The following is a 17,635-nucleotide window of genomic DNA, read 5'->3' as shown; positions in this document are numbered from 1 at the left end:
GGACGTACCGTCCGGCCCGCCGGTCCCGTCAGCCGAGCAGCCGCCGCAGTTCCTCGGCGAGTTCGCGCGCCCGCTCCAGATCGGCGGGTGCCGGTGCCCCCGCCCCGCGGGTGTCCGGGCCGGCCTCGGGGGCCTCGGCGCCTGCGGCGCCGAGCGCGCTCAGCCGTACGGTCTCGCTGGTCTCGGAGACGTCGATGTCGAAGACCACGCGGTCGGCGCGGTGCCAGGTGGTGAACCACTCCAGCGCGTGCCCGTGCTGGTCCGTGGTCTCGCCTTCGAGCATCAGCAGCGGGCCGCCCGGCTCGGTGCGCAGGGCCTCCGCGAGCATGTCGTCGGCCGCGACCGCGCGGACCTGCCGCCGCCCGCTGACCGGCCGCAGCCCGTAGTTGCGGGTGAGCAGCCGGTGCAGCGAGGCGTCGGTCAGGTCCTCGGCGCGCAGCCCCGGGACCTTCGCGGCGGGCAGCCAGGTGCGTACGTACGCCAGCGGGTCGCCGCCGACGAGGCGGAGGCGCTCCAGCTTCAGCGCGTCCGCGGTATGCAGGAACGCCTGCGCGCGCGGCGGCGGGGTGCCGGGGTCCAGCGTCCGGACGACGGTGCGCAACTCCTGCCCGGCGACGGCGAACTGGTCGGAGAGCCCCGTCGCCCGCTGCACCAGCCGCCGGTACTCGGCCGGCGACGCCACCAGTGTCGGCCGCCCCTGCCGGCGGATGACCAGGCCGTCGGCCGCCAGCCCCGCCACCGCCTGGCGTACGACGCTGCGCCCGACGCCGAAGGTGGCGCACAGCTCGGCCTCGCTCGGCAGGGGCGCCCCCGGCGGCAGGTCGTGGCCCAGGATCTGCTGGCGCAGGGACTGGGCCACCTGCTGGTGCAGGGGCCGCGGGTCACTTCTGTCGACTGCCATATCGCCCGGAGTCTACGAGGCCGTCCCCGGCCGCTCCACGGCGGCTGCCGCGCTCGCCGCGGCCGACTCGCCCGCCTGCGCGGTCCGCCACACCTGGCCCCAGCCCGCCGCCAGTTCGGCCGCGCGCCGGGTGGCCAGCACCAGACTCGCCTCCCGGGCCACGCCCTTGCCCGCGATGTCGAAGGCCGTGCCGTGGTCGACGGAGACCCGGACGACGGGCAGGCCGACGGTGATGTTCACGCCGTCGTCGCCGTACACCGCCTTGAAGGGGGCGTGCCCCTGGTCGTGGTAGCAGACGACGACGAACTTCCACGCGCCCTTCACCGCGGCGGGGATGAGCGCGTCGGCGGGCAGCGGCCCGACCGCGCGGATCCCCGCGGCGTTCGCCCGCTCCACCGCGGGAGCCAGCACGTCGGCGTCCTCGTCGCCGAAGAGGCGGTTCTCGCCCGCGTGCGGGTTGAGTCCGGCGACGCCGATCGGCTCCTCGGGCAGGCCGAGGGCGCGGGCGAACGAACCGACGAGGCGCAGGACGTTGTCCGTACGCGCGGGGGAGACCCCGGCGATGGCCTCGGTGAGGGACACGTGGGTGGTGAGGTGGAAGAAGTACAGCTCGCCCGCGGAGAGCACGAGGCTGAAGTTCTCGACGCCGAACTCGTGCGCCAGCAGCTCGGTGTGCCCCGGCCAGAGGTGGCCGCCGGCGTGCATGGCGGCCTTGTTCAGCGGCGCGGTGACGATGCCGTCGACCAGTCCCTCGCGGGCCAGCGCGCACGCGCGCTTGACGAAGCGGGCGGAGCCGTCGCCGGCCGCCGCGCTGAGTTCGCCGTAGGGGACCGCGCCCAGGGAGGGGCCGTCCTGCACCAGGTCGATGGTCCCCGGCTCGTTCCCGGCGTCGCGGGGCGAGTCGACGACGCGCACCGCGCCCGGGTCCTCGCCGATGAGCGCGACGGCCCTGCGGACGGCGTCGGCGTCGCCGATCACGACCGGCCGGCTGACGCCGCGCAGTTCGTCGTGGTGCAGCAGGGTACGGGCCGTGATCTCCGGTCCGATTCCGGCCACGTCGCCCAGGGTGAGGGCAAGCGTGGGCACCTGCGGGTCGTTCACCGGTGACTCCTCTCCGTTCGCACCGCTTGCGCGGCCTTGATCAGTACGTCGGGGCTGCCGAAGCCCCCGGCCTTGGTGGCCACGGGCAGCCCGGCGGCCGGGCCGCCGACGACGACGCCGACCGGCACGCCCGGCTCGACGGTGTCGTACAGCCTGATCCCGGTCCCGCCGAGGCGCGCCAGGACCGCGCGGGCGCCGTCGCCTCCGGTGGCGACGAGGCCGGCGACCGAGCCGGCGGCCACCGCGTGCGCGGCGGCGTCCGAGACCCGGCGGGCGACCAGTTCCGGGTCGACGGCCGTGGCGCCCCGGTCCGGGGTGCTCAGCAGCAGCGTGTCCGGACGGCCGGCCGCGGCTGTCCGCACCCGGTCGAGGAACCCGGCCCACGCGTCGTCCTCGGTGAGGTCCCGGGCGGTGGGCCGCAGGTGCTCCGCGGAGTGCGCGGCGAGGGCTTCGGCCTGCGCGCGGGAGGCGTCGTGCAGGCTGGTCACGACCACGAGGGCGGTGCCCGCGGGATCCCTGGCGGGCACGGAGCCCGCGCGGTCCTCCGGCGCGGCGCCGGGCGCCCGCGCCTCCCGCCGCCACCGGGCGGCCAGCGGGCCCGCCAGGCCCGCGGAGCCGACGGCCAGCGCCCGCTCGCCGAGGTCCGCGACGCTCCGCGCGATCCGGTCCAGGTCCGCGTCGTCCGCGGCGTCGAGCACGACGATCCGGCTGCCCGCCGCGCGGACCTCCGCGGCCCAGGCGGCGGGTGCGCCCCGCGGATCGAGGCGTACGAGCGGCGCGTCCAGCAGCGTCGGCAGATGGCTGACCGTCACGGGCGTCACCGGGTCCCGGCCCACCGCGGTCTCGCCGACCGGGCGTCCCCCGACCAGCAGGACGCCGTCCACGACGGTGCGGCCCACGGCAGGGAAGGCGGGGCACACGAGCGCGACGGTGCCGGGGGAGAGCACGTCGAGCATGGCGTCGATCTCGGCGCGGACCGGCCCGCGCACCGTCGAGTCGACCTTCTTGAAGAGGTGGGTCACGCCGCGGCGCAGCAGCCCGGTGGTCGCTTCGCGTACGAGGTCCGCCGCCCCGGCGGGCGGCCGGGCGCGGGAGTCCGTGGTGATCGCCACGACGGCGACGTCACCGCCGCTTTCGGTGTCCCCGGGCCGGTCCCCGCCCAGCCGCAGCAGGGTGGGCCAGCCCGCCCCGGCGAACTGCACGGCGGTGTCGCCGGCGCCGGTGAGGTCGTCGGCGACGATCGCCACCTCGTACGTCATGCGCGCTGCTCCTGCTCCGGGCGGTCCGCGAGGCCCCCCGCGGTGGTGTCCGCGTCTGCTGCGACGGCCGTCACGGACGCCCCGGCTGCGTCCGCCGGCTCGTCCGGGACGCCACCCTGCCGCAGGGCGCCCTTCCGCTTCAGCATGTACGCCGCGAGCAGCGGCGCGACGATCGCCGTGACCAGGGCTGACGCCGCGACCTGTGCCGTGGCGGTGCCGACGTACTCCTCGAACCGGGGGTCCGCGGCGGCCACGACGGCGGGGGTGGCGATGGCGTTGCCCGCGGTGGTGCCGGCGGCGAAGCCGAGGCCGGACATGGTGCCGCGGCGCAGGATGTACCGGTAGCCGAGGTAGACCAGGCAGCCGGTGAACGGCGCGATGACCAGGCCGAGGAGCAGGCCGGTCACGCCGCCGGTGACGATGTCGCCGAGGTCGATGCCGGTGCCGAGGGAGAACGCGAAGAACGGGATCACGATGTTCGGCACCGGCTGGACGACCTTGCGCCACTCGGCGTCGACGTTGCCCACCAGCACGCCCAGCAGGAACGGGACGATCGCGCCGAGCAGGGCGAGGAACGGGATGTCGCCGAGGCCGGAGGCGCCGAGGAAGAGGAGCGTGAGGAAGGGCCCGTCGTTGACGGCGCTCGCCACGTACGCGCCGCGGTCCCGCTCGTCGCCGTACTGCCCGGAGAAGGCGAGCCACAGGCCGCCGTTGCTGTTGTCCATCGAGGCGAGCAGGGCGAGCAGCGAGACGCCCAGCAGCCCGTCGAGGCCGACGCCGAGCCCGAGCAGCACCACCAGCGTGGCCGGGATCAGGCTCTTCATCAGCAGCACCGTGCCCGCGTGGGCGAGGATCGGGCCGCCGGTGCGGAGGGAGACCTGGGTACCCGTCGCGAAGATCAGAAGGGCGATGAGGGGCAGCGCGCTGTCCTGGAAGAGCGCGGTGGTGAAGCTGCCGATCCCGAGGGCCCCGGGGGCGAAGGTGCCGAAGACCGCGCCGAGGATCAGCGGGATCAGCATCAGTCCGCCAGGTATGCGCTGCATGGTGGCGAACAGGGGGACCCTGGACTTCTCTGGACCGCTCACGCCAACCTCCTCGTCGGCATCAGGACGGCGCGGGCGCCGAACTTGTACGTATCTGTTGTACGTACAAGATGCCACACCGGGCCGGGAAGGGGAAGCCTCGGCTCTCCGGACCCGGTGGCGGACGCGGAGAACCGGCCCTCGCCTGGGCGGGGGCCGGTGCGGAGGGCCGCGGGGCAGGGCGGCGCGCGCGTCCCCGCTCAGATCCGGAAGACCCCGGTGGTGGCGGTCAGTTCGTCCGCGCCGGGCGCCGGTGGCGCGGCCCGAGCGGACCGTGCCGCCCGTGGCGAGCACGGTGCCGACGGCCAGCGGCGTCGCCTGGTGTCCCGCGCGGGCGGCGGCCAGGCTGGCGGTGCGCGTCCCGGCGTCGGGCGCCGGGTCGTTCAGCTCGCAGAACGATGCCCCGGCCGCGGCCGATGCTCCGTCGGCCGCCGGCGCCGGGCACCCGGCCGTCCTGGAGCGGCCCCAGGGGATGGGCGCTACGGGAGTCGGCCATGGGCGCGGCGCAGGTCCACTCGCCGGTGGCCGGGTCGAAGAGTTCGGCAGAGGACAGCCTGCGCCCCGCCGTCCGCCAGCGGCACGGCGCCCTCCGTGGGGCCGAACCACCGGCGCGGCGCGGGGAGTTCGTGCGCGGGGAACCACGCGCCCGGCGGCGGGACCCCGGCCCCGCCGGGCGCCGCCCGGTGCAGGCCCGCGGTGAGCGCTCGTAGGCGTAGGAGGTACGGGCGCCGCAGCCGTATTCGATCAGCCGGTCCGCCCGGTGTAGCCGAAGGTGAGCCGGGGCAGCTCCGCGTACGCGTAGCCACGCCCGTCCGGCACGTAGCCGCGGTGCGTGAGGGAGACCAGCCTGGTGGCGGCCGGGTCCTCGTCGTACCCGAGCAGCAGGGCGCTCGCCGACTGCGGCCGGGGCCCGAGTTCGGGGGTCCGGTGGAACATCAGCACGCGGCGGCAGAGCCGGTACGTGCGCACCTCGAAGCCGGGCCGGCGGGTCGACCACGGGTCGGCGCGCACCGGCCACGGAAGGACCTCGCCGGGAGCGGGCGCGTCCTCGTCGTGCTCCCCGTAGCCGAAGACCACCTCGAAGCAGAAGTCGGCGGAGGTGCCGGGCTCGGTGTTCCCGTACCGGATGCGCTTCAGGTACCGGCCCGCGACCCGGGCGCGGTTGCGCTCCTCGGGGGCGGAGGTGTCGACGCGTTGCTCGCGGTCGCGACCACGGGGAAGCCCGCGGCGGCGACGGCGCGGGCGCTGCCCACGTCCCAGGCGTTCGGCAGCATCAGCGGAACGCCCGGGATGTGCAGGGAACGAAGCAGCTCGGCCTTGTCGGCCTGATCGGTCACAGCGGCCTCAGTCGACAAGTGCGCCGGCGGACAGATTGGCGATGGCACCGGTCATGGCTCCGGCTCGGTCCGAAGCCAGGAACGCGGCCGTCTCGGCGATTTCGGAGAGTGTGGGCAGCCTCTTGAGCAGCGTCATCTGCGCCATCGCCCCGTCTTCGAGCAGTTCCTGGACCGACTGCCCGGCCGCTGCCGCGGTTTGCTCGAAGAGCTCCTTGGTGTAGGAACCCGCTTCCGGCGCATCGACGACAGCGTGTGGACGGATGCAGATCACCCGGATGTTGCTGGGTGCCAGCTCCGCGGCCAGAACTCGCGAGAAAGCCTCCTTGCCAGCCGCGCTCACGCTGTGCCCCAAGATGCCGCCCACAGCCAGTTTGGAACCCGGCTCGGACAGCGTCAGGATGACACCGGGTCGCTCGTGACCCATGTGCCGTGCCACGGCCTTGCTGGTGATGAAGAGCGTCCGCAGGAAGCCGTCGACCGGCCGCATGAACTCCTCCAGCGAGAGGTCCGCCAGCAAGGTCCCCTGGTCATGCATGACGCTCACGGCGTTGAGGGCGATGTCGATGCCGCCGACCGTCGCTGCGATCTCATCGGCGTGCTTTTCGACCGCCTGTTCATCGAGAACGTCGACCTTCGCGGCCCTGACTGTTCCGCCCGCGGCGGTGACGTCACGCGCCACGGCGTCGAGCTTCGCCTGCGTCCGCCCGGCGATGAAGACTCTCGCGCCTTCCCGGGCGAATACCCGTGCGATGGCGCCGCCGATGGCGCCCCCGCCTCCGTAGATCACAGCGTTCTTGTCGCGAAGCAGCAGTCCGGTCATGTGTCCTCCAAAGGTGCGGTGGCCTGTCGGTCGGTCGTGTTTCTCGGTCGTGTTTCTCGGTCGTGTTTCTGGCGCTGGATCTGTTCCGCGATGCGCTTGATGCGGTTCAGCCGCGCATCCCAGGTCTTGCCGACCTCGTTCAGTTGCCGGACGGCGCGGGCGAGCTGCGCCTCGTCGACCTCGTAGCGCCGCTCTCGGCCTATCGGCGTCGCGTGCACGAGGCCGGCGCGATCGAGGACGCCCAGGTGCTTGGCGACCGCTTGGCGTGTGACCGGGAGGCGATCGCTCAGGCTGGTCGGCGTACCTACTCCTTCCGCGAGCAGCAGGTCGAGCAGGCGGCGCCTGATCGGGTCGCCGATCGCCGACCAGAGTTCGTCGTCGACGGCGACGGTCATCGCGTCACCGCGGAAGGGGCGTACTTCCGCAGCCTGGGCAGGAACAGGTCCCAGCCGCGCTCGTGGTCGTGGAAGGCATCCTCGAGCACAGCGGCTTCCCAGCCCTTCTCCCGCCAGCCGCTCTCGGTCAGGCGCAGGATCGTGCCGTCGCCGGAGGGCTCCAGCTCGAAGGTGACCAGGAGAGAGTTGTCCGCATCGGCCGGCTGACCATCAGGGGCGACCCAGCGGAACGTGAACCTGTGGGGCGGTTCCACGTCGACCACCGTGATCGTCTGAACCGTAGCGCGGTCGCCCCACACCAGTTCGCCGACCGCGCCCGGCGCGGGCTCGAACGACGCATCGTCGGACCACCACATCTTGATGTGCTCGGGACGGCTCACCACCTCGAACACGATCTCCGGTGCCGCATCGATACGGATCTCGCGCTCCAGCTTTCCGAACTCCACAACGACCTCCAATAAGCAACCATCGGTTGCGCATCACGCTAGCGGTCGCAGCGGCAATTCGCAACCTTCTGTTGCGCAATAATGGCGAGGCGCGGCCCCGCCGCCGAGGGTGATCCCATGGGTGTGGGGGCGGTACCGATTGCGATCACCGGCGTGGCGGGGGTTCTTTTGGGGGCGCTGCTCGCCCAGCGGGGTGCCGACCGGGCCAAGAGGCGTGCGCTGGAGCCGGCTGCTACGTCCACTGCGGCATCCGCGGGCCTTGGGCGCACGGACCAGGACCGCCCGATGGCGGCGGGCCGCCGCCCCACGCGAAGGGAGCGCCCTTCAGTCCGCGTGATGCAGCGAGGGCGGCGACCTCCGTCGCGGCCGGGGCCGCCCCGGCGATGTGCGCGCCCGCCGCCCGCCGTCCTCCGCCACCCGCCTGGACCTGGACGGCGGGCGCGGTGGCGGCGGCGCTGGCCCCGCTCGCCGTGCTCAGCTCCCGGCAGTCGGCGCAGGTCGCCTGGATCGGACCGCCCGGCGCCGGCGCGCTCCTCGGCTACGTCGTCCCCGCCCTCGCCGGCCTGCTCTGCGCCGCGCTCCTCCCGGCGGCCGCGCGGCTGGTGCGGTCCCTGGCGCTGGCGCTGCTGATCCTGCCCGGCGGACTCCTGCTGCTCTCCTCCGCGATCATGCCGCTCTACGTCTCCCGTTACGTCCTCTACGAGGAGGCCGGCCTCGCGCTGCTCCTCGGCGCGGCGCTGGACCACCTCTGGCGCCGCCGGTGCCACCGGCGGCTGCTCGCCGCACTCGCCGCGGCGGGCGTGCTGGTGGCGCTGGTTCCGGTCGGGCTGCATCTGCGCGGCCCGGAGAGCCGCCAGGACGACCTGGCCGCCATCGCCCGCGCCGTCCAGGCGCAGGGGCGGCCCGGTGACGGGCTGCTCTTCATGCCGGGCAGGCGCCGTGGCTGGCAGGCGGCCGCCCCCGCGGCGTACGCCGGGCTGGTCGACCTCGCGGTGCGGGAGGACCCGCGCGCGTCCGGGACCCTCTACGGCGTGGAGCTGCCGCCCGCCGCCGTCCGCGCCCGGATGCTCACGGCCGAGCGGATCGTCGCGCTGCGCGCCCCGGCCGGCGAACCGGCCGACGCCGCCCCCGTCGAGGAGGTGAAACGGGCGGTCCTGCGGGCGCACTTCCGCCTCTGCGGCACCACGGAGGTCCACGGCGCGCGCGTCACGGTCTACGCCCGGCCCGGCCGCTGCGACCCGGCGTAGTACCTGAGGAGGACCCGCCCGGATCCCTATCCGGAAGGACGCCGCCGCGCCGCGCACGCCCGTACGGTGTGCGGGTGACCGAGTCGACACACAAAGCCCCCCGCGTCCGCGGCGAGTTCGAGGTGATCCGGGACGGCCTGCGGCTGCTGGGCCTCCGGACGCGTACGACGCGCCGCGAGCTGTTCAGGGAAGCGTTCGCGCTGACGCCGCAGCCCGCGCTGCCCCCGGACGCGCCGGTGGTGAGAGGCATGCCCCCCGCCGTCAGGCGCGTGGTCGTCCGGCTGCCGCACATGGCGATCGTCGCGCTTGCCCTGTACCTCTTCGGCTGGGGCAGCGGCTGGTACGGGATGAGCGACAGCGAGTACTACGACGAGTTCGGGACCCACGATCCGTTCGCGGGCACCCTGGAAGGCGGCCATATCGGTCTGCCCGTCAGCCTGGCCGCGGCGCTCCCCTTGCTGCTGGTCCTCTTCCGGCCGGTCGGCGCCTGGTGGCTCTCCCTGGTGGTGTGCTTCGCCATCGCGGCGACGATCACTTCGGCGGACGACTGGCCCTGGGGGGAAGCGACCTTCGTCTCGCACCTCGTGGTGCTCGCGATCGCCGCGCTGCGCCGAAGCGTCGGCACCGCCGTGGCGATGTGGCTCCTCACGACCCTGTGCGGTCTCGTCGGGTCCTGGCTGAGCCTGCGGTCCCGTGATGAAGTGAACGCCGTCCAGATGGCCGTCGCCTCCGCCGTCGTGATCGCCGTCGCCGTCTCCGTACGCGGCTGGACCGCCGCCAGCCGCCGTGCCGAGGCCAGCGGGGCGCTCACCGCCCAGGAGCGCTCCCGGCGTACGCGGCTGGAGAAGCGCACGTCCATCGCGCACGAGTTGCACGACGTCGTCGCGCACCACATGTCCGTCGTCGCGATCCAGGCGGAGGCCGCCCCCTACCGGGTAAAGAACCCGCCGCCCGAACTGACCGCGTCCTTCGCGACGATCCGGGAGAACGCCGTCGCCGCGCTCGCCGAACTCCGGCGCGTCCTGGGCGTCGTACGCACCGAGGACTACGGGACGCCGTCCGCCCCCCAGCCGACCCTCGCCGACCTGGACCGGCTGCTCGGCAACGTCCGCGACGCGGGCCTGGCCGTCGAGAAGACCGTCACCGGCGCGCGGCGTGAACTCCCGCAGGGCGTCGAGCTGTCGGCCTACCGCATCGTCCAGGAGGCCCTGAGCAACGTCCTGCGCCACGCGCCGGGCGCCCCCGCGAAGGTCGAGCTGTCGTACGTCCTGGGCGGTCTCGCCCTGCGGATCGTCAACGAGGCGCCGGCCGGCGAGCGGCCGCCGTCGCCCGGTGCCGGGCAGGGCGTCGCGGGGATGCGCGAGCGCGTCGCGATGCTGGGCGGCCGGATGACCGCGGGGGAGACCCCGGACGGCGGCTACGAGGTGGCGGTGCTGCTCCTCACCGACGACCCCCACGAAGCCCTCGCCGACGCTCCCGTGGCCGCACCCGCCGACGGCATCCGCGAGAAGGCGTTCGGCACGTGACCATCCGGGTGCTCATCACCGACGACCAGTCCATGGTGCGCGAGGGGTTCACCGTGCTGCTCGACGCCCAGCCCGGCATCGAGGTCGTCGGCGAGGCCGCCGACGGCGGGGAGGCGGTGGAGCAGGTGGGCCTGCTCGCACCCGACGTCGTGCTCATGGACATCCGGATGCCGGAGGTGAACGGGCTGGAGGCGACCCGCCGGATCGCCGGCGCCGGGCTCGGCACCAAGGTCCTGATCCTCACCACGTACCACCTCGACGAGTACGTCTACGAGGCGCTGCGCGCCGGCGCCAGCGGCTTCCTCCTCAAGGACGCCTCGGCCCGCCAGCTCGCCGAGGGCGTCCGCGTCGTCGCCGCCGGCGAGGCCCTGCTCGCGCCCACCGTCACCAAGCGCCTGATCACCGCCTTCGCCGAGCGCAAGCCGGTGCTGAACCTCCCGGCGGAGACCCGCGTCGCCGGTCTCACGGGCCGCGAGACGGAGGTGCTGGCCCTCATCGCGCAGGGGCTGTCCAACGCCGAGATCGCGGCCCGCCTGGTGGTCGCCGAGTCCACGGTCAAGACCCATGTGGGCCGGATCCTGGAGAAGCTGGGGCTGCGGGACCGCACCCAGGCCGCGATCTTCGCCTACGAGACCCGCCTCGTACAGCCTGCGGGCTGACCGGGTCAGACGGGGATGCCCAGCAGGGCGTCGAAGGCGGTCGACAGCGCCCGCCAGCCGTCCGGGCCCGCGGCGTACTCGGCGTCGGTGAGCAGGCAGGAGTCGAGCATCCGGCGGAGCGTGGTGCGGTCCAGGCCCGGGCCGGTGAAGGTGAGGTGCTGGCCGCGGTCGCCGTGCTCGGGGTGCCAGTCGAGGGCGGCGGCGACCCGGCGCGCGGCGGGCTCCAGCTCCCAGGCGGCCTCGGGCAGCGCGGCCAGCCACGGTCCCGCGTGCTCGATGCAGAGCGCGCCGCCGGTGGCGTCCCAGGTCAGCAGGGCGTCCGGGCGGTCGGCGAGCCACAGGCGCCCCCGGCTGCGTACGGCGGCGCAGGTGAGGTCCTCCAGGGCGGCGTAGAGCCGGCCGGGGTGCAGAGGTCGGGCGCGCCGCCAGACGAGGGTGGCCACGCCGTGCCCGTCGGCCTCCTGCGGCAGCAGGGCGCAGGCGGGGTGGTGGCGGGTCGCGGCGGCGTCCACGTCGACCCCGGCCAGCGCCGCGCGGGCCAGCTCCGGCGAGCCGAGGGACACGCGGCGGGCGGTGGCGTGGAGCTGGTCGAGCAGCGCGACGTCGGCGGGGTCGGGGTCGCCGAGGCAGGTCACGGCCAGCAGCGGTGGGTATTCGAGCTGGCGGGCGAAGGTGTCGGCGACGGTGCGCCGGTCGGTGGGCGCCAGGGCCAGGCCCTGCTCGGCGAGGTCCTCGCCGCAGGTGAGGTACGGCACGAGCGAGTCGACGTCGACGACGGTGACCACCCCGGTGAGCCGGAGGGCCTCCGCGGGTGCGGCGGCGATCAACTCGGCGAGGGCGCGCGGCTCGACCGAGTCCCACAGCTCGACGACGACCAGCGGATACGTGCCGCCGACGGCCAGGGAGAGCAGCGTGGGCACGAGGTCGTCGCGGACCGCGCAGCAGGCGCAGGGCGCCGTCATGCGGGGCCGCCCCCGCTCCCGTACCCCGTCCGCGTCCCGCAGGGTGCGCGGCACGCGGCCGTCCTCGATCGCGTCCAGGTCGTGGTGCACGGCGACGGCGCCGGGGACGGCCCGCAGCAGGGTCTCGACGGCCCGCCGCCGGGCCTCGCGATGAAGCCCGGCGACGACGACGACGGGAAGCGGCGACGGATCCTCCGCCATGGGTCACTGCTCCCGGGGGGCGTAGCGGCGGCGGAACCGTTCGACGCGGCCGGCGGTGTCCAGCACCTTGGTCCTGCCGGTGTAGAAGGGGTGGCTGGCGGAGGAGACCTCCACGTCGATGACGGGGTAGGTGTTGCCGTCCTCCCAGACGACGGTGGGCCCGGCGGTAGCGGTGGACCGCGTGAGGAAGGCGAACCCCGCCGCCCGGTCGCGGAAGACGACGGGCCCGTAGGAGGGGTGGATACCGGTCTTCATGCTGGTCGGCTCCTTTCTGCGCGCGGCTCAGCGCTCTTCGCGGAAGGTCACGTGCCGGCGCGCGACGGGGTCGTACTTGCGCAGGAGCAGCCGGTCCGGGTCGTTCCGGCGGTTCTTGCGGGTGACGTAGGTGTAGCCGGTGCCCGCCGTGGAGCGGAGCTTGATCACCGGACGGAGCTCGTTGCTGGCCATGCCCGCAGGATACATCGTAACGGTTTTCATTTTCAAATATCTGGCGCTCCCTCCCCGCCCGGAGGACCGCCCGGCGGGCCCGGCCGGTGCCGGGGGCGAGCGGCTGCTGTGCGCCCGTGTCCCGGCGGACATGCCGGTCGAGTCCGGCGACACCGTGGACCTCGCCATGCGTCCCGAGGCGCGCTGCACTACTTCGCCCCGGCGGACGGCGCGCGCCTGCCGGACGGCGCCCGCTGACGCCGCCCCCCGGCGAAAAAACCGGGGGCCTTCCGCGGGGCCGCGCGGATAGAGTCGGACGATGCCCGAGCTGGAGCGGCTGCGTGCCGGACATGCGCCCGCGGTCCTGGCGTTCGAGCTGGCGAACCGTGCCTACTTCGCGGCTGCGGTCCCCGACCGCGGCGACGCCTTCTTCGACCGTTTCCCGGACCGGTTCGGCGCGCTGCTGGCGGAGCAGGAGGCCGGCGTCTGCGCCTTCCACGTGCTGGTCGGCGAGGACGGCGCGGTGCTCGGCAGGTTCAACCTGGTCGACATCGAGGACGGGACTGCGGAACTCGGCTACCGGGTCGCGGAACACGCCACCGGCCGCGGGCTGGCGACCGCGACCGTCCGGGAGCTGTGCCGCCGGGCGCCGGGCGCGTACGGCCTGCACACCCTGCGCGCGGCCATCGTCCACGGGAACGCCGCGTCCCGCAGGGTGCTGATCAAGGCGGGTTTCGCAGCCGCGGGGCCGGCGGATCCCGCCCACCTCGGCGGCAAGCAGGGCACGTGGTACCGGCGCGACCTGTCCCGCGAGGGCCCGCAGCCCGCTGTGTAACCTGATCCGGACGCCGTACGGGGCCTCGGGCCGGGAGCAGCGGGGGGATCGAGTTCGTGGCGACGTGCAGGAAGTGCGGTGCGGGGAAGCGCCGCTGGCCCCGTTCCTGCCCGGCACGCCGGGCCGGGTCGAGCCGGGCCGACGTGGCCGCGGAAGGCGCGGGCGCGGCCGTGTCGCTGGGGGTGCTCGGGTGGATCGGCCGGGGGATCTCGGGAGCCGTACGGGCCGTGCTGCGCGTGCTCAACTGACCGGACCCGGCGGCGCCGGGCACCCCGGCTGTCGGCCGGGGCGCCCGGCGGTGGTGTCTGGGGTCTGTCCTCACTCTCCCGCCTGCGGCTGGGGGCACCGCCCACGGGCGCGCAGCGCGCTGTGGGGGAGCCTGGCACGCACGCTCGCCGCGTTGTCGGGATCGGCCGAAGAGGATCTATGCGGTCGGCTCTCCGCCTTTGCGATCGCACGCACAGCCTCCCCCTACGCCCCTGGGGCGTGGGCGGTGCCCCCTGCCCCGCCCGCCCCGCGGGCGAACGACGCGAGATCGAAGACAGACCCTAGTACGAGCAGCCGTTGAGCATGCTCTGCACCGCGGACTTCTCCGCGGAGTCGATCTTCAGGTTCCAGCGGTACTTGGTGTGGATCCAGAACTTGGCGTATCCGCACCAGGACGCGGTGCGCGGGGGCTTCCAGTCGGCCGGGTCGCGGTCGCCCTTGGAGCTGTTGACCTCGGTGGTCACCGCGATGAGCTGCGGGCCGGTGAGGTCGTTGGCGAACTGCTGGCGGCGGGCCGTGGTCCACGAACTCGCGCCGGATCGCCATGCCTCGGCCAGGGCCACGATGTGGTCGATGGAGATGTCCGCGGGCGAGCTGCGGGTGACGCCGTCGAAGTAGCTGTACCAGGAGCCGCCGGTGGGGTAGCAGTCGGCGCCCGTGGTGACGTTGGTGCCGTCGCGCTTGAGGACCGTCTCGCGGGTGTTGCAGGTGCCGGAGACGGTGGTCCAGTGGGGGAAGAGATCACGGGAGTAGCCGGTCATCGAGCCTTCCGCGGCCACCGTCAGGCTGTTGAGCTCGGCTTGCACTTGCGCCTTGGGCGGCACGTCGGGCGGGAACGCCGCCGCCGGCGGCGCCGCACCGAGCGCGACACCGAGGGCGAGGGCCAGCAGGGCGAGCGCGGCGATCAGGCCGCGCGGGGATATCGCCGGGGATCCGGGCAACAGGGCCTCCAGGGGGGTGAGGAGGAGCGTGTGCGACCGAGGGAGAGCCGGCGAGGTCCGCCGGTGTCGAACTGCACTACGGTTGACGCGGGTTCGAGCACCCCGCGCCGTCTACGCGTATAGACATGCCCATGACAAACCTTCCCTATGCGCCGCCGCATCCGCCGGGCGCCGGGCCCCCGTTGCCGGGGGCGGCGGGGGCGGGTGTCTTTGCCGGGCGGGGGTGGGTAGGGTGGCCTGTTCGTGCCCGCGCTGCGGGCCCCGTCCGGCTACCTAGGAGACCGCGTATGAGCAGGTACGCGCGCGCGGTCGGTCCCGGCTCCCCGGGTGGGGGCCGGTGGCGGGGTGTGGTCGTCGCCGTCGTGCTCGCCGTCGCCGGTGTGCTCGGGGCCGGCGCCGGGCAGGGTGGCGGGGCGGCGGTGTTCGGCGGTCCTTCGCCGTACGGTGCCGCCTTCGACGTCGTCGGCGAGCCCGCCCCGGGCGCCGATCAGCACCTCGCCGACGCCCCCGGTGCCGGGCCCGAGGACCACGCCGCACCCCAGCAGGGCCAGCGCGGCGCCCCCGCGGAGCGCCCCTGCGCGCCGTTCGTCGCCGTACCCCGGCCCCCGTACGACCTCCCCCGTACCCCCTCCGTCCCCGCTCCGGCCCCGCCGGACGGCGGCACCCTCCCCGGCTTCAGCCCCGCTCCCGGCGGGGAACGCGCACCTCCGCCGGTTCCAGGCATCTGACACCACCCCCTTTTCGTCCACCCCGGCGCGCCCCCGCGCACGCGGGCCACCGCGCCATGCCTGGCTGGAGCAAACCCCATGACACGCGCTACCCGCGTGCGGGCCGTGCTGGCCCTCGCCGTGCTCGCCCTCTCCGTCGCCGTCGCCGTCCTCGTCCCCGTACACCTGGGGCTCGACCTGCGCGGCGGCACCCAGATCGTCCTGGAGGCCCGCGACTCCGACGCCGCGAAGGCCGACGCGGACACCACCGACCACACCCTCGAAGTGCTGCGCAACCGCGTCGACGCCCTCGGCGTCACCGAGCCCACCCTGACCCGCTCCGGCGAGGACCGCATCATCGTCGACCTGCCCGGCGTCCAGGACCCCCGCGAGGCCGCCGACCTCCTCGGCCGTACCGCCCAGCTCACCTTCCACCCCGTCCTCGGCCTCGCGGACGGCACCGCGGCGGACGGCAAGGGAGCAGACGGCAAGGGAACGGACGGCAAGGGAACGGACGGCGAGGAAGCGGACGGCAAGGTGCTGCGCGACGAGGCCGGGCAGCCGCTGCGCCTCGGGCCCGCCGCGCTCACCGGCGCCGACGTCGCCGACGCCGGGGCGCTCTTCGACACCCAGCAGGCCCGCGGCTGGTTCGTCACCGTCGGCTTCGACGGCGACGGCGGCTCCGGCTGGGCCGGACTGACCGGCGCCGCCGCGTGCGCGCCCCCCGGCGACCAGGCGCGCCGCATCGCCACCGTCCTCGACGGCAAGGTCATCTCCTCGCCCCAGGTCGACCCCGGCGTCGGCTGCCGCACCGGCATCACCGGCGGCTCCACCCAGATCACCGGCGACTTCGGCCGCGACGAGGCCCGCGAACTCGCCCTGCTCGTCAACGGCGGCGCCCTGCCCATGCCGCTGGAGACCGTCGAGCAGCGCACCGTCGGCCCGACCCTCGGCGCCGACGCGATCTCCGCCAGCGCCTGGGCCGCGCTCATCGGCGCCGCCCTCACCTCGGTCTTCATCATCGTCGTCTACCGGCTGCTGGGCTTCCTGGCCACCGTCGCCCTCGCCTGCTACGCGCTGATCTCGTACGCCGCCCTGGCCGCCCTCGGCGCCACCCTCACCCTGCCCGGGCTCGCCGGCTTCGTGCTGGCCATCGGCATGGCCGTGGACGCGAACGTGCTCGTCTTCGAGCGGGCCAGGGAGGAGTACGCCGCCGGCCGGCGGCCGACCGTGCGCACCGCGCTGGCCGGCGGATTCCGCAAGGCGTTCAGCGCCATCGCCGACTCCAACGTCACCACGCTCATCGCCGCCGGGCTGCTCTTCCTCCTGGCCTCCGGGCCTGTCCGCGGCTTCGGCGTCACGCTCGCGATCGGCGTGCTGGCCTCGATGTTCAGCGCCCTGGTCGTCACCCGGGTCCTCGCCGAGTACGCCGCGGGCCGCCGCGCCCTGCGGGTACGCCCCGGCCGCTCCGGGATCGCGGGCCACGGCCGGGTACGGGCCTGGCTGGTCCGGCGCGACCCGAAGCTCATGCGCCACTCGCGCCGCTGGCTCGCGCTCTCCGGCGTCGCCCTGCTGCTGGCCGGCAGCGGCATCGTGGCCCGCGGGCTGGACTTCGGCGTGGAGTTCACCGGCGGCCGGCTCATCGAGTACGCCACCACGCAGCCCGTCGACGCCGACGACGCCCGCGCCGCGCTCGCCGACGCCGGGCAGCCGCGTGCCGTCGTCAACACCTCGGGCGACAGCGAGCTGACCGTCCGTACGGAGGAACTCTCCGACGACGAGGCGGCCGAGGTCACCGCCGCGGTGGACGAGCTGGGCGGCGGCGCGGAGATGGTCCGCGACGAGATGATCGGGCCCAGCCTGGGCGAGGAGCTGCGCACCGGCGCGTTCATCGCGCTCGGCGTCGTGCTCGCCGCCCAACTGGTCTATCTCGCCGTCCGCTTCCGCTGGACGTACGCCACCTCCGCGGTCGCGGCGCTCGTCCACGACGCGGTGATCCTCGTCGGCGTCTTCGCCTGGCTCGGCAAACCGATCGACGGCGTCTTCCTCGCCGCCCTGCTCACGGTCATCGGCTACTCCGTCAACGACTCCGTCGTCCTGTACGACCGCGTCCGCGAACTCGTCGCCGCCGACCGCCGCAAGCCGTTCCGCACGGCCGCGAACACGGCGATCCTGCAGACCCTGCCGCGCACCGTGAACACCGGCATGGGCGCCGTCTTCATCCTCGCCGCGCTGGCGCTGCTCGGCGGCGGCGCCCTCACCGACTTCGCGCTCGCGCTCCTCGTCGGCATCGCCGCGGGCACGTACTCCTCGGTCTTCACCGCCACCCCGCTCGCCATCGAACTCGACGCCGGGAGGAGGCGGTGAGCGACGCCGTCCGCGCGCCTGGCGCGCGGACGGCGGGGCACCGGCCGTCCGGGCGGTATCCAACGAACCATGTGACATTGTACTGTTCTCCACGGGCCCGCGCCCGCGCGGCCCGCGCCTGCCTGCCGCGACTCACCCGGAGAACTCCATGACCTC

The 17,635-nt window shown here is 74.6% G+C and carries 20 protein-coding genes; 6 read left to right on the top strand and 14 right to left on the bottom strand.

The features are described from left to right. Positions 1–28 precede the first annotated feature (28 nt). The 10 genes from FB457_RS09975 to FB457_RS09930 form a co-directional block, all read right to left on the bottom strand. Positions 29–901, bottom strand: coding sequence for a UTRA domain-containing protein (locus tag FB457_RS09975; RefSeq protein ID WP_145781546.1), 873 nt, complete (start codon positions 899–901; stop codon positions 29–31). 12 nt (positions 902–913) lie between these two features. Further along, positions 914–2,002 (bottom strand): 4-hydroxythreonine-4-phosphate dehydrogenase PdxA, encoded by a 1,089-nt coding sequence (gene pdxA / locus FB457_RS09970; RefSeq protein WP_047018541.1) that lies wholly within the window; start codon positions 2,000–2,002, stop codon positions 914–916. Continuing rightward, positions 1,999–3,261, bottom strand: coding sequence for a four-carbon acid sugar kinase family protein (locus FB457_RS09965; RefSeq protein ID WP_145781544.1), 1,263 nt, complete (start codon positions 3,259–3,261; stop codon positions 1,999–2,001). The genes pdxA and FB457_RS09965 overlap by 4 nt, the downstream gene beginning before the upstream one ends. Beyond that, positions 3,258–4,346, bottom strand: coding sequence for a 2-keto-3-deoxygluconate permease (locus FB457_RS09960; RefSeq protein ID WP_253911456.1), 1,089 nt, complete (start codon positions 4,344–4,346; stop codon positions 3,258–3,260). The genes FB457_RS09965 and FB457_RS09960 overlap by 4 nt, the downstream gene beginning before the upstream one ends. A 226-nt stretch (positions 4,347–4,572) precedes the next feature. Continuing rightward, positions 4,573–5,088 (bottom strand): hypothetical protein, encoded by a 516-nt coding sequence (locus tag FB457_RS36025; protein WP_486588979.1) that lies wholly within the window; start codon positions 5,086–5,088, stop codon positions 4,573–4,575. Next, positions 5,088–5,480: a SpvB/TcaC N-terminal domain-containing protein gene (locus tag FB457_RS09950; protein ID WP_486588978.1), complete on the bottom strand. Its 393-nt coding sequence runs from the start codon at positions 5,478–5,480 to the stop codon at positions 5,088–5,090. Before FB457_RS09950 ends, FB457_RS36025 begins: the two co-directional genes overlap by 1 nt. Then, entirely contained in the window at positions 5,477–5,680 is a 204-nt protein-coding gene (locus FB457_RS09945) for an isocitrate lyase/phosphoenolpyruvate mutase family protein (protein WP_047018544.1), read from the bottom strand. Before FB457_RS09945 ends, FB457_RS09950 begins: the two co-directional genes overlap by 4 nt. A 7-nt stretch (positions 5,681–5,687) precedes the next feature. Further along, entirely contained in the window at positions 5,688–6,500 is an 813-nt protein-coding gene (locus FB457_RS09940; RefSeq protein WP_145781540.1) for an SDR family oxidoreductase, read from the bottom strand. Then, entirely contained in the window at positions 6,497–6,895 is a 399-nt protein-coding gene (locus FB457_RS09935; RefSeq protein ID WP_047018546.1) for an ArsR/SmtB family transcription factor, read from the bottom strand. The genes FB457_RS09940 and FB457_RS09935 overlap by 4 nt, the downstream gene beginning before the upstream one ends. Continuing rightward, positions 6,892–7,341, bottom strand: a complete 450-nt coding sequence (locus tag FB457_RS09930) for an SRPBCC domain-containing protein (RefSeq protein ID WP_145781538.1) — start codon at positions 7,339–7,341, stop codon at positions 6,892–6,894. Before FB457_RS09930 ends, FB457_RS09935 begins: the two co-directional genes overlap by 4 nt. Positions 7,342–7,724: 383 nt before the next feature. Between FB457_RS09930 and FB457_RS09925 the strand changes: the two genes are divergently transcribed. The 3 genes from FB457_RS09925 (at position 7,725) to FB457_RS09915 (ending at position 10,773) form a co-directional block, all read left to right on the top strand. After that, positions 7,725–8,588 (top strand): hypothetical protein, encoded by an 864-nt coding sequence (locus FB457_RS09925; RefSeq protein ID WP_347615710.1) that lies wholly within the window; start codon positions 7,725–7,727, stop codon positions 8,586–8,588. 68 nt (positions 8,589–8,656) lie between these two features. Then, positions 8,657–10,114, top strand: coding sequence for a sensor histidine kinase (locus FB457_RS09920; protein ID WP_047018548.1), 1,458 nt, complete (start codon positions 8,657–8,659; stop codon positions 10,112–10,114). Beyond that, positions 10,111–10,773, top strand: coding sequence for a response regulator (locus FB457_RS09915; RefSeq protein WP_047018549.1), 663 nt, complete (start codon positions 10,111–10,113; stop codon positions 10,771–10,773). Before FB457_RS09920 ends, FB457_RS09915 begins: the two co-directional genes overlap by 4 nt. Before the next feature lie 5 nt (positions 10,774–10,778). Here the strand turns inward: FB457_RS09915 and FB457_RS09910 are convergent, their stop codons facing one another. From FB457_RS09910 to rpmG, 3 genes are read right to left on the bottom strand one after another with little or no spacing between them, the layout of a single operon-like run. After that, entirely contained in the window at positions 10,779–11,936 is a 1,158-nt protein-coding gene (locus tag FB457_RS09910) for a CobW family GTP-binding protein (protein ID WP_145781536.1), read from the bottom strand. Between the two features lie 3 nt (positions 11,937–11,939). Further along, a complete protein-coding gene (locus FB457_RS09905) occupies positions 11,940–12,191 on the bottom strand; it encodes a type B 50S ribosomal protein L31 (RefSeq protein WP_047018551.1) in 252 nt (83 codons plus the stop codon). A gap of 27 nt (positions 12,192–12,218) precedes the next feature. Then, positions 12,219–12,383 (bottom strand): 50S ribosomal protein L33, encoded by a 165-nt coding sequence (rpmG, locus tag FB457_RS09900; RefSeq protein WP_047018552.1) that lies wholly within the window; start codon positions 12,381–12,383, stop codon positions 12,219–12,221. 298 nt (positions 12,384–12,681) lie between these two features. Here rpmG and FB457_RS09895 point away from each other — a divergent pair, with 298 nt between their 5' ends. After that, positions 12,682–13,197, top strand: coding sequence for a GNAT family N-acetyltransferase (locus tag FB457_RS09895; RefSeq protein ID WP_047018554.1), 516 nt, complete (start codon positions 12,682–12,684; stop codon positions 13,195–13,197). 548 nt (positions 13,198–13,745) lie between these two features. Here FB457_RS09895 and FB457_RS09885 read toward each other — a convergent pair. After that, a complete protein-coding gene (locus tag FB457_RS09885) occupies positions 13,746–14,408 on the bottom strand; it encodes an HNH endonuclease family protein (protein ID WP_047020452.1) in 663 nt (220 codons plus the stop codon). Between the two features lie 284 nt (positions 14,409–14,692). Between FB457_RS09885 and FB457_RS09880 the strand changes: the two genes are divergently transcribed. Continuing rightward, entirely contained in the window at positions 14,693–15,133 is a 441-nt protein-coding gene (locus FB457_RS09880) for a hypothetical protein (protein WP_145781533.1), read from the top strand. A 78-nt stretch (positions 15,134–15,211) separates the two neighbouring features. Further along, positions 15,212–17,479 carry a protein translocase subunit SecD gene (gene secD, locus FB457_RS09875; RefSeq protein WP_145781531.1) on the top strand — a complete coding sequence of 756 codons (2,268 nt, stop codon included), beginning with the start codon at positions 15,212–15,214 and terminating at the stop codon, positions 17,477–17,479. Positions 17,480–17,635 lie beyond the last annotated feature (156 nt).

This window comes from Streptomyces sp. CNZ287 (assembly GCF_007827615.1).
The sequence above is the reverse complement of the archived record's forward strand: the minus strand, read 5'-3'. Positions and strand labels throughout refer to the sequence as shown.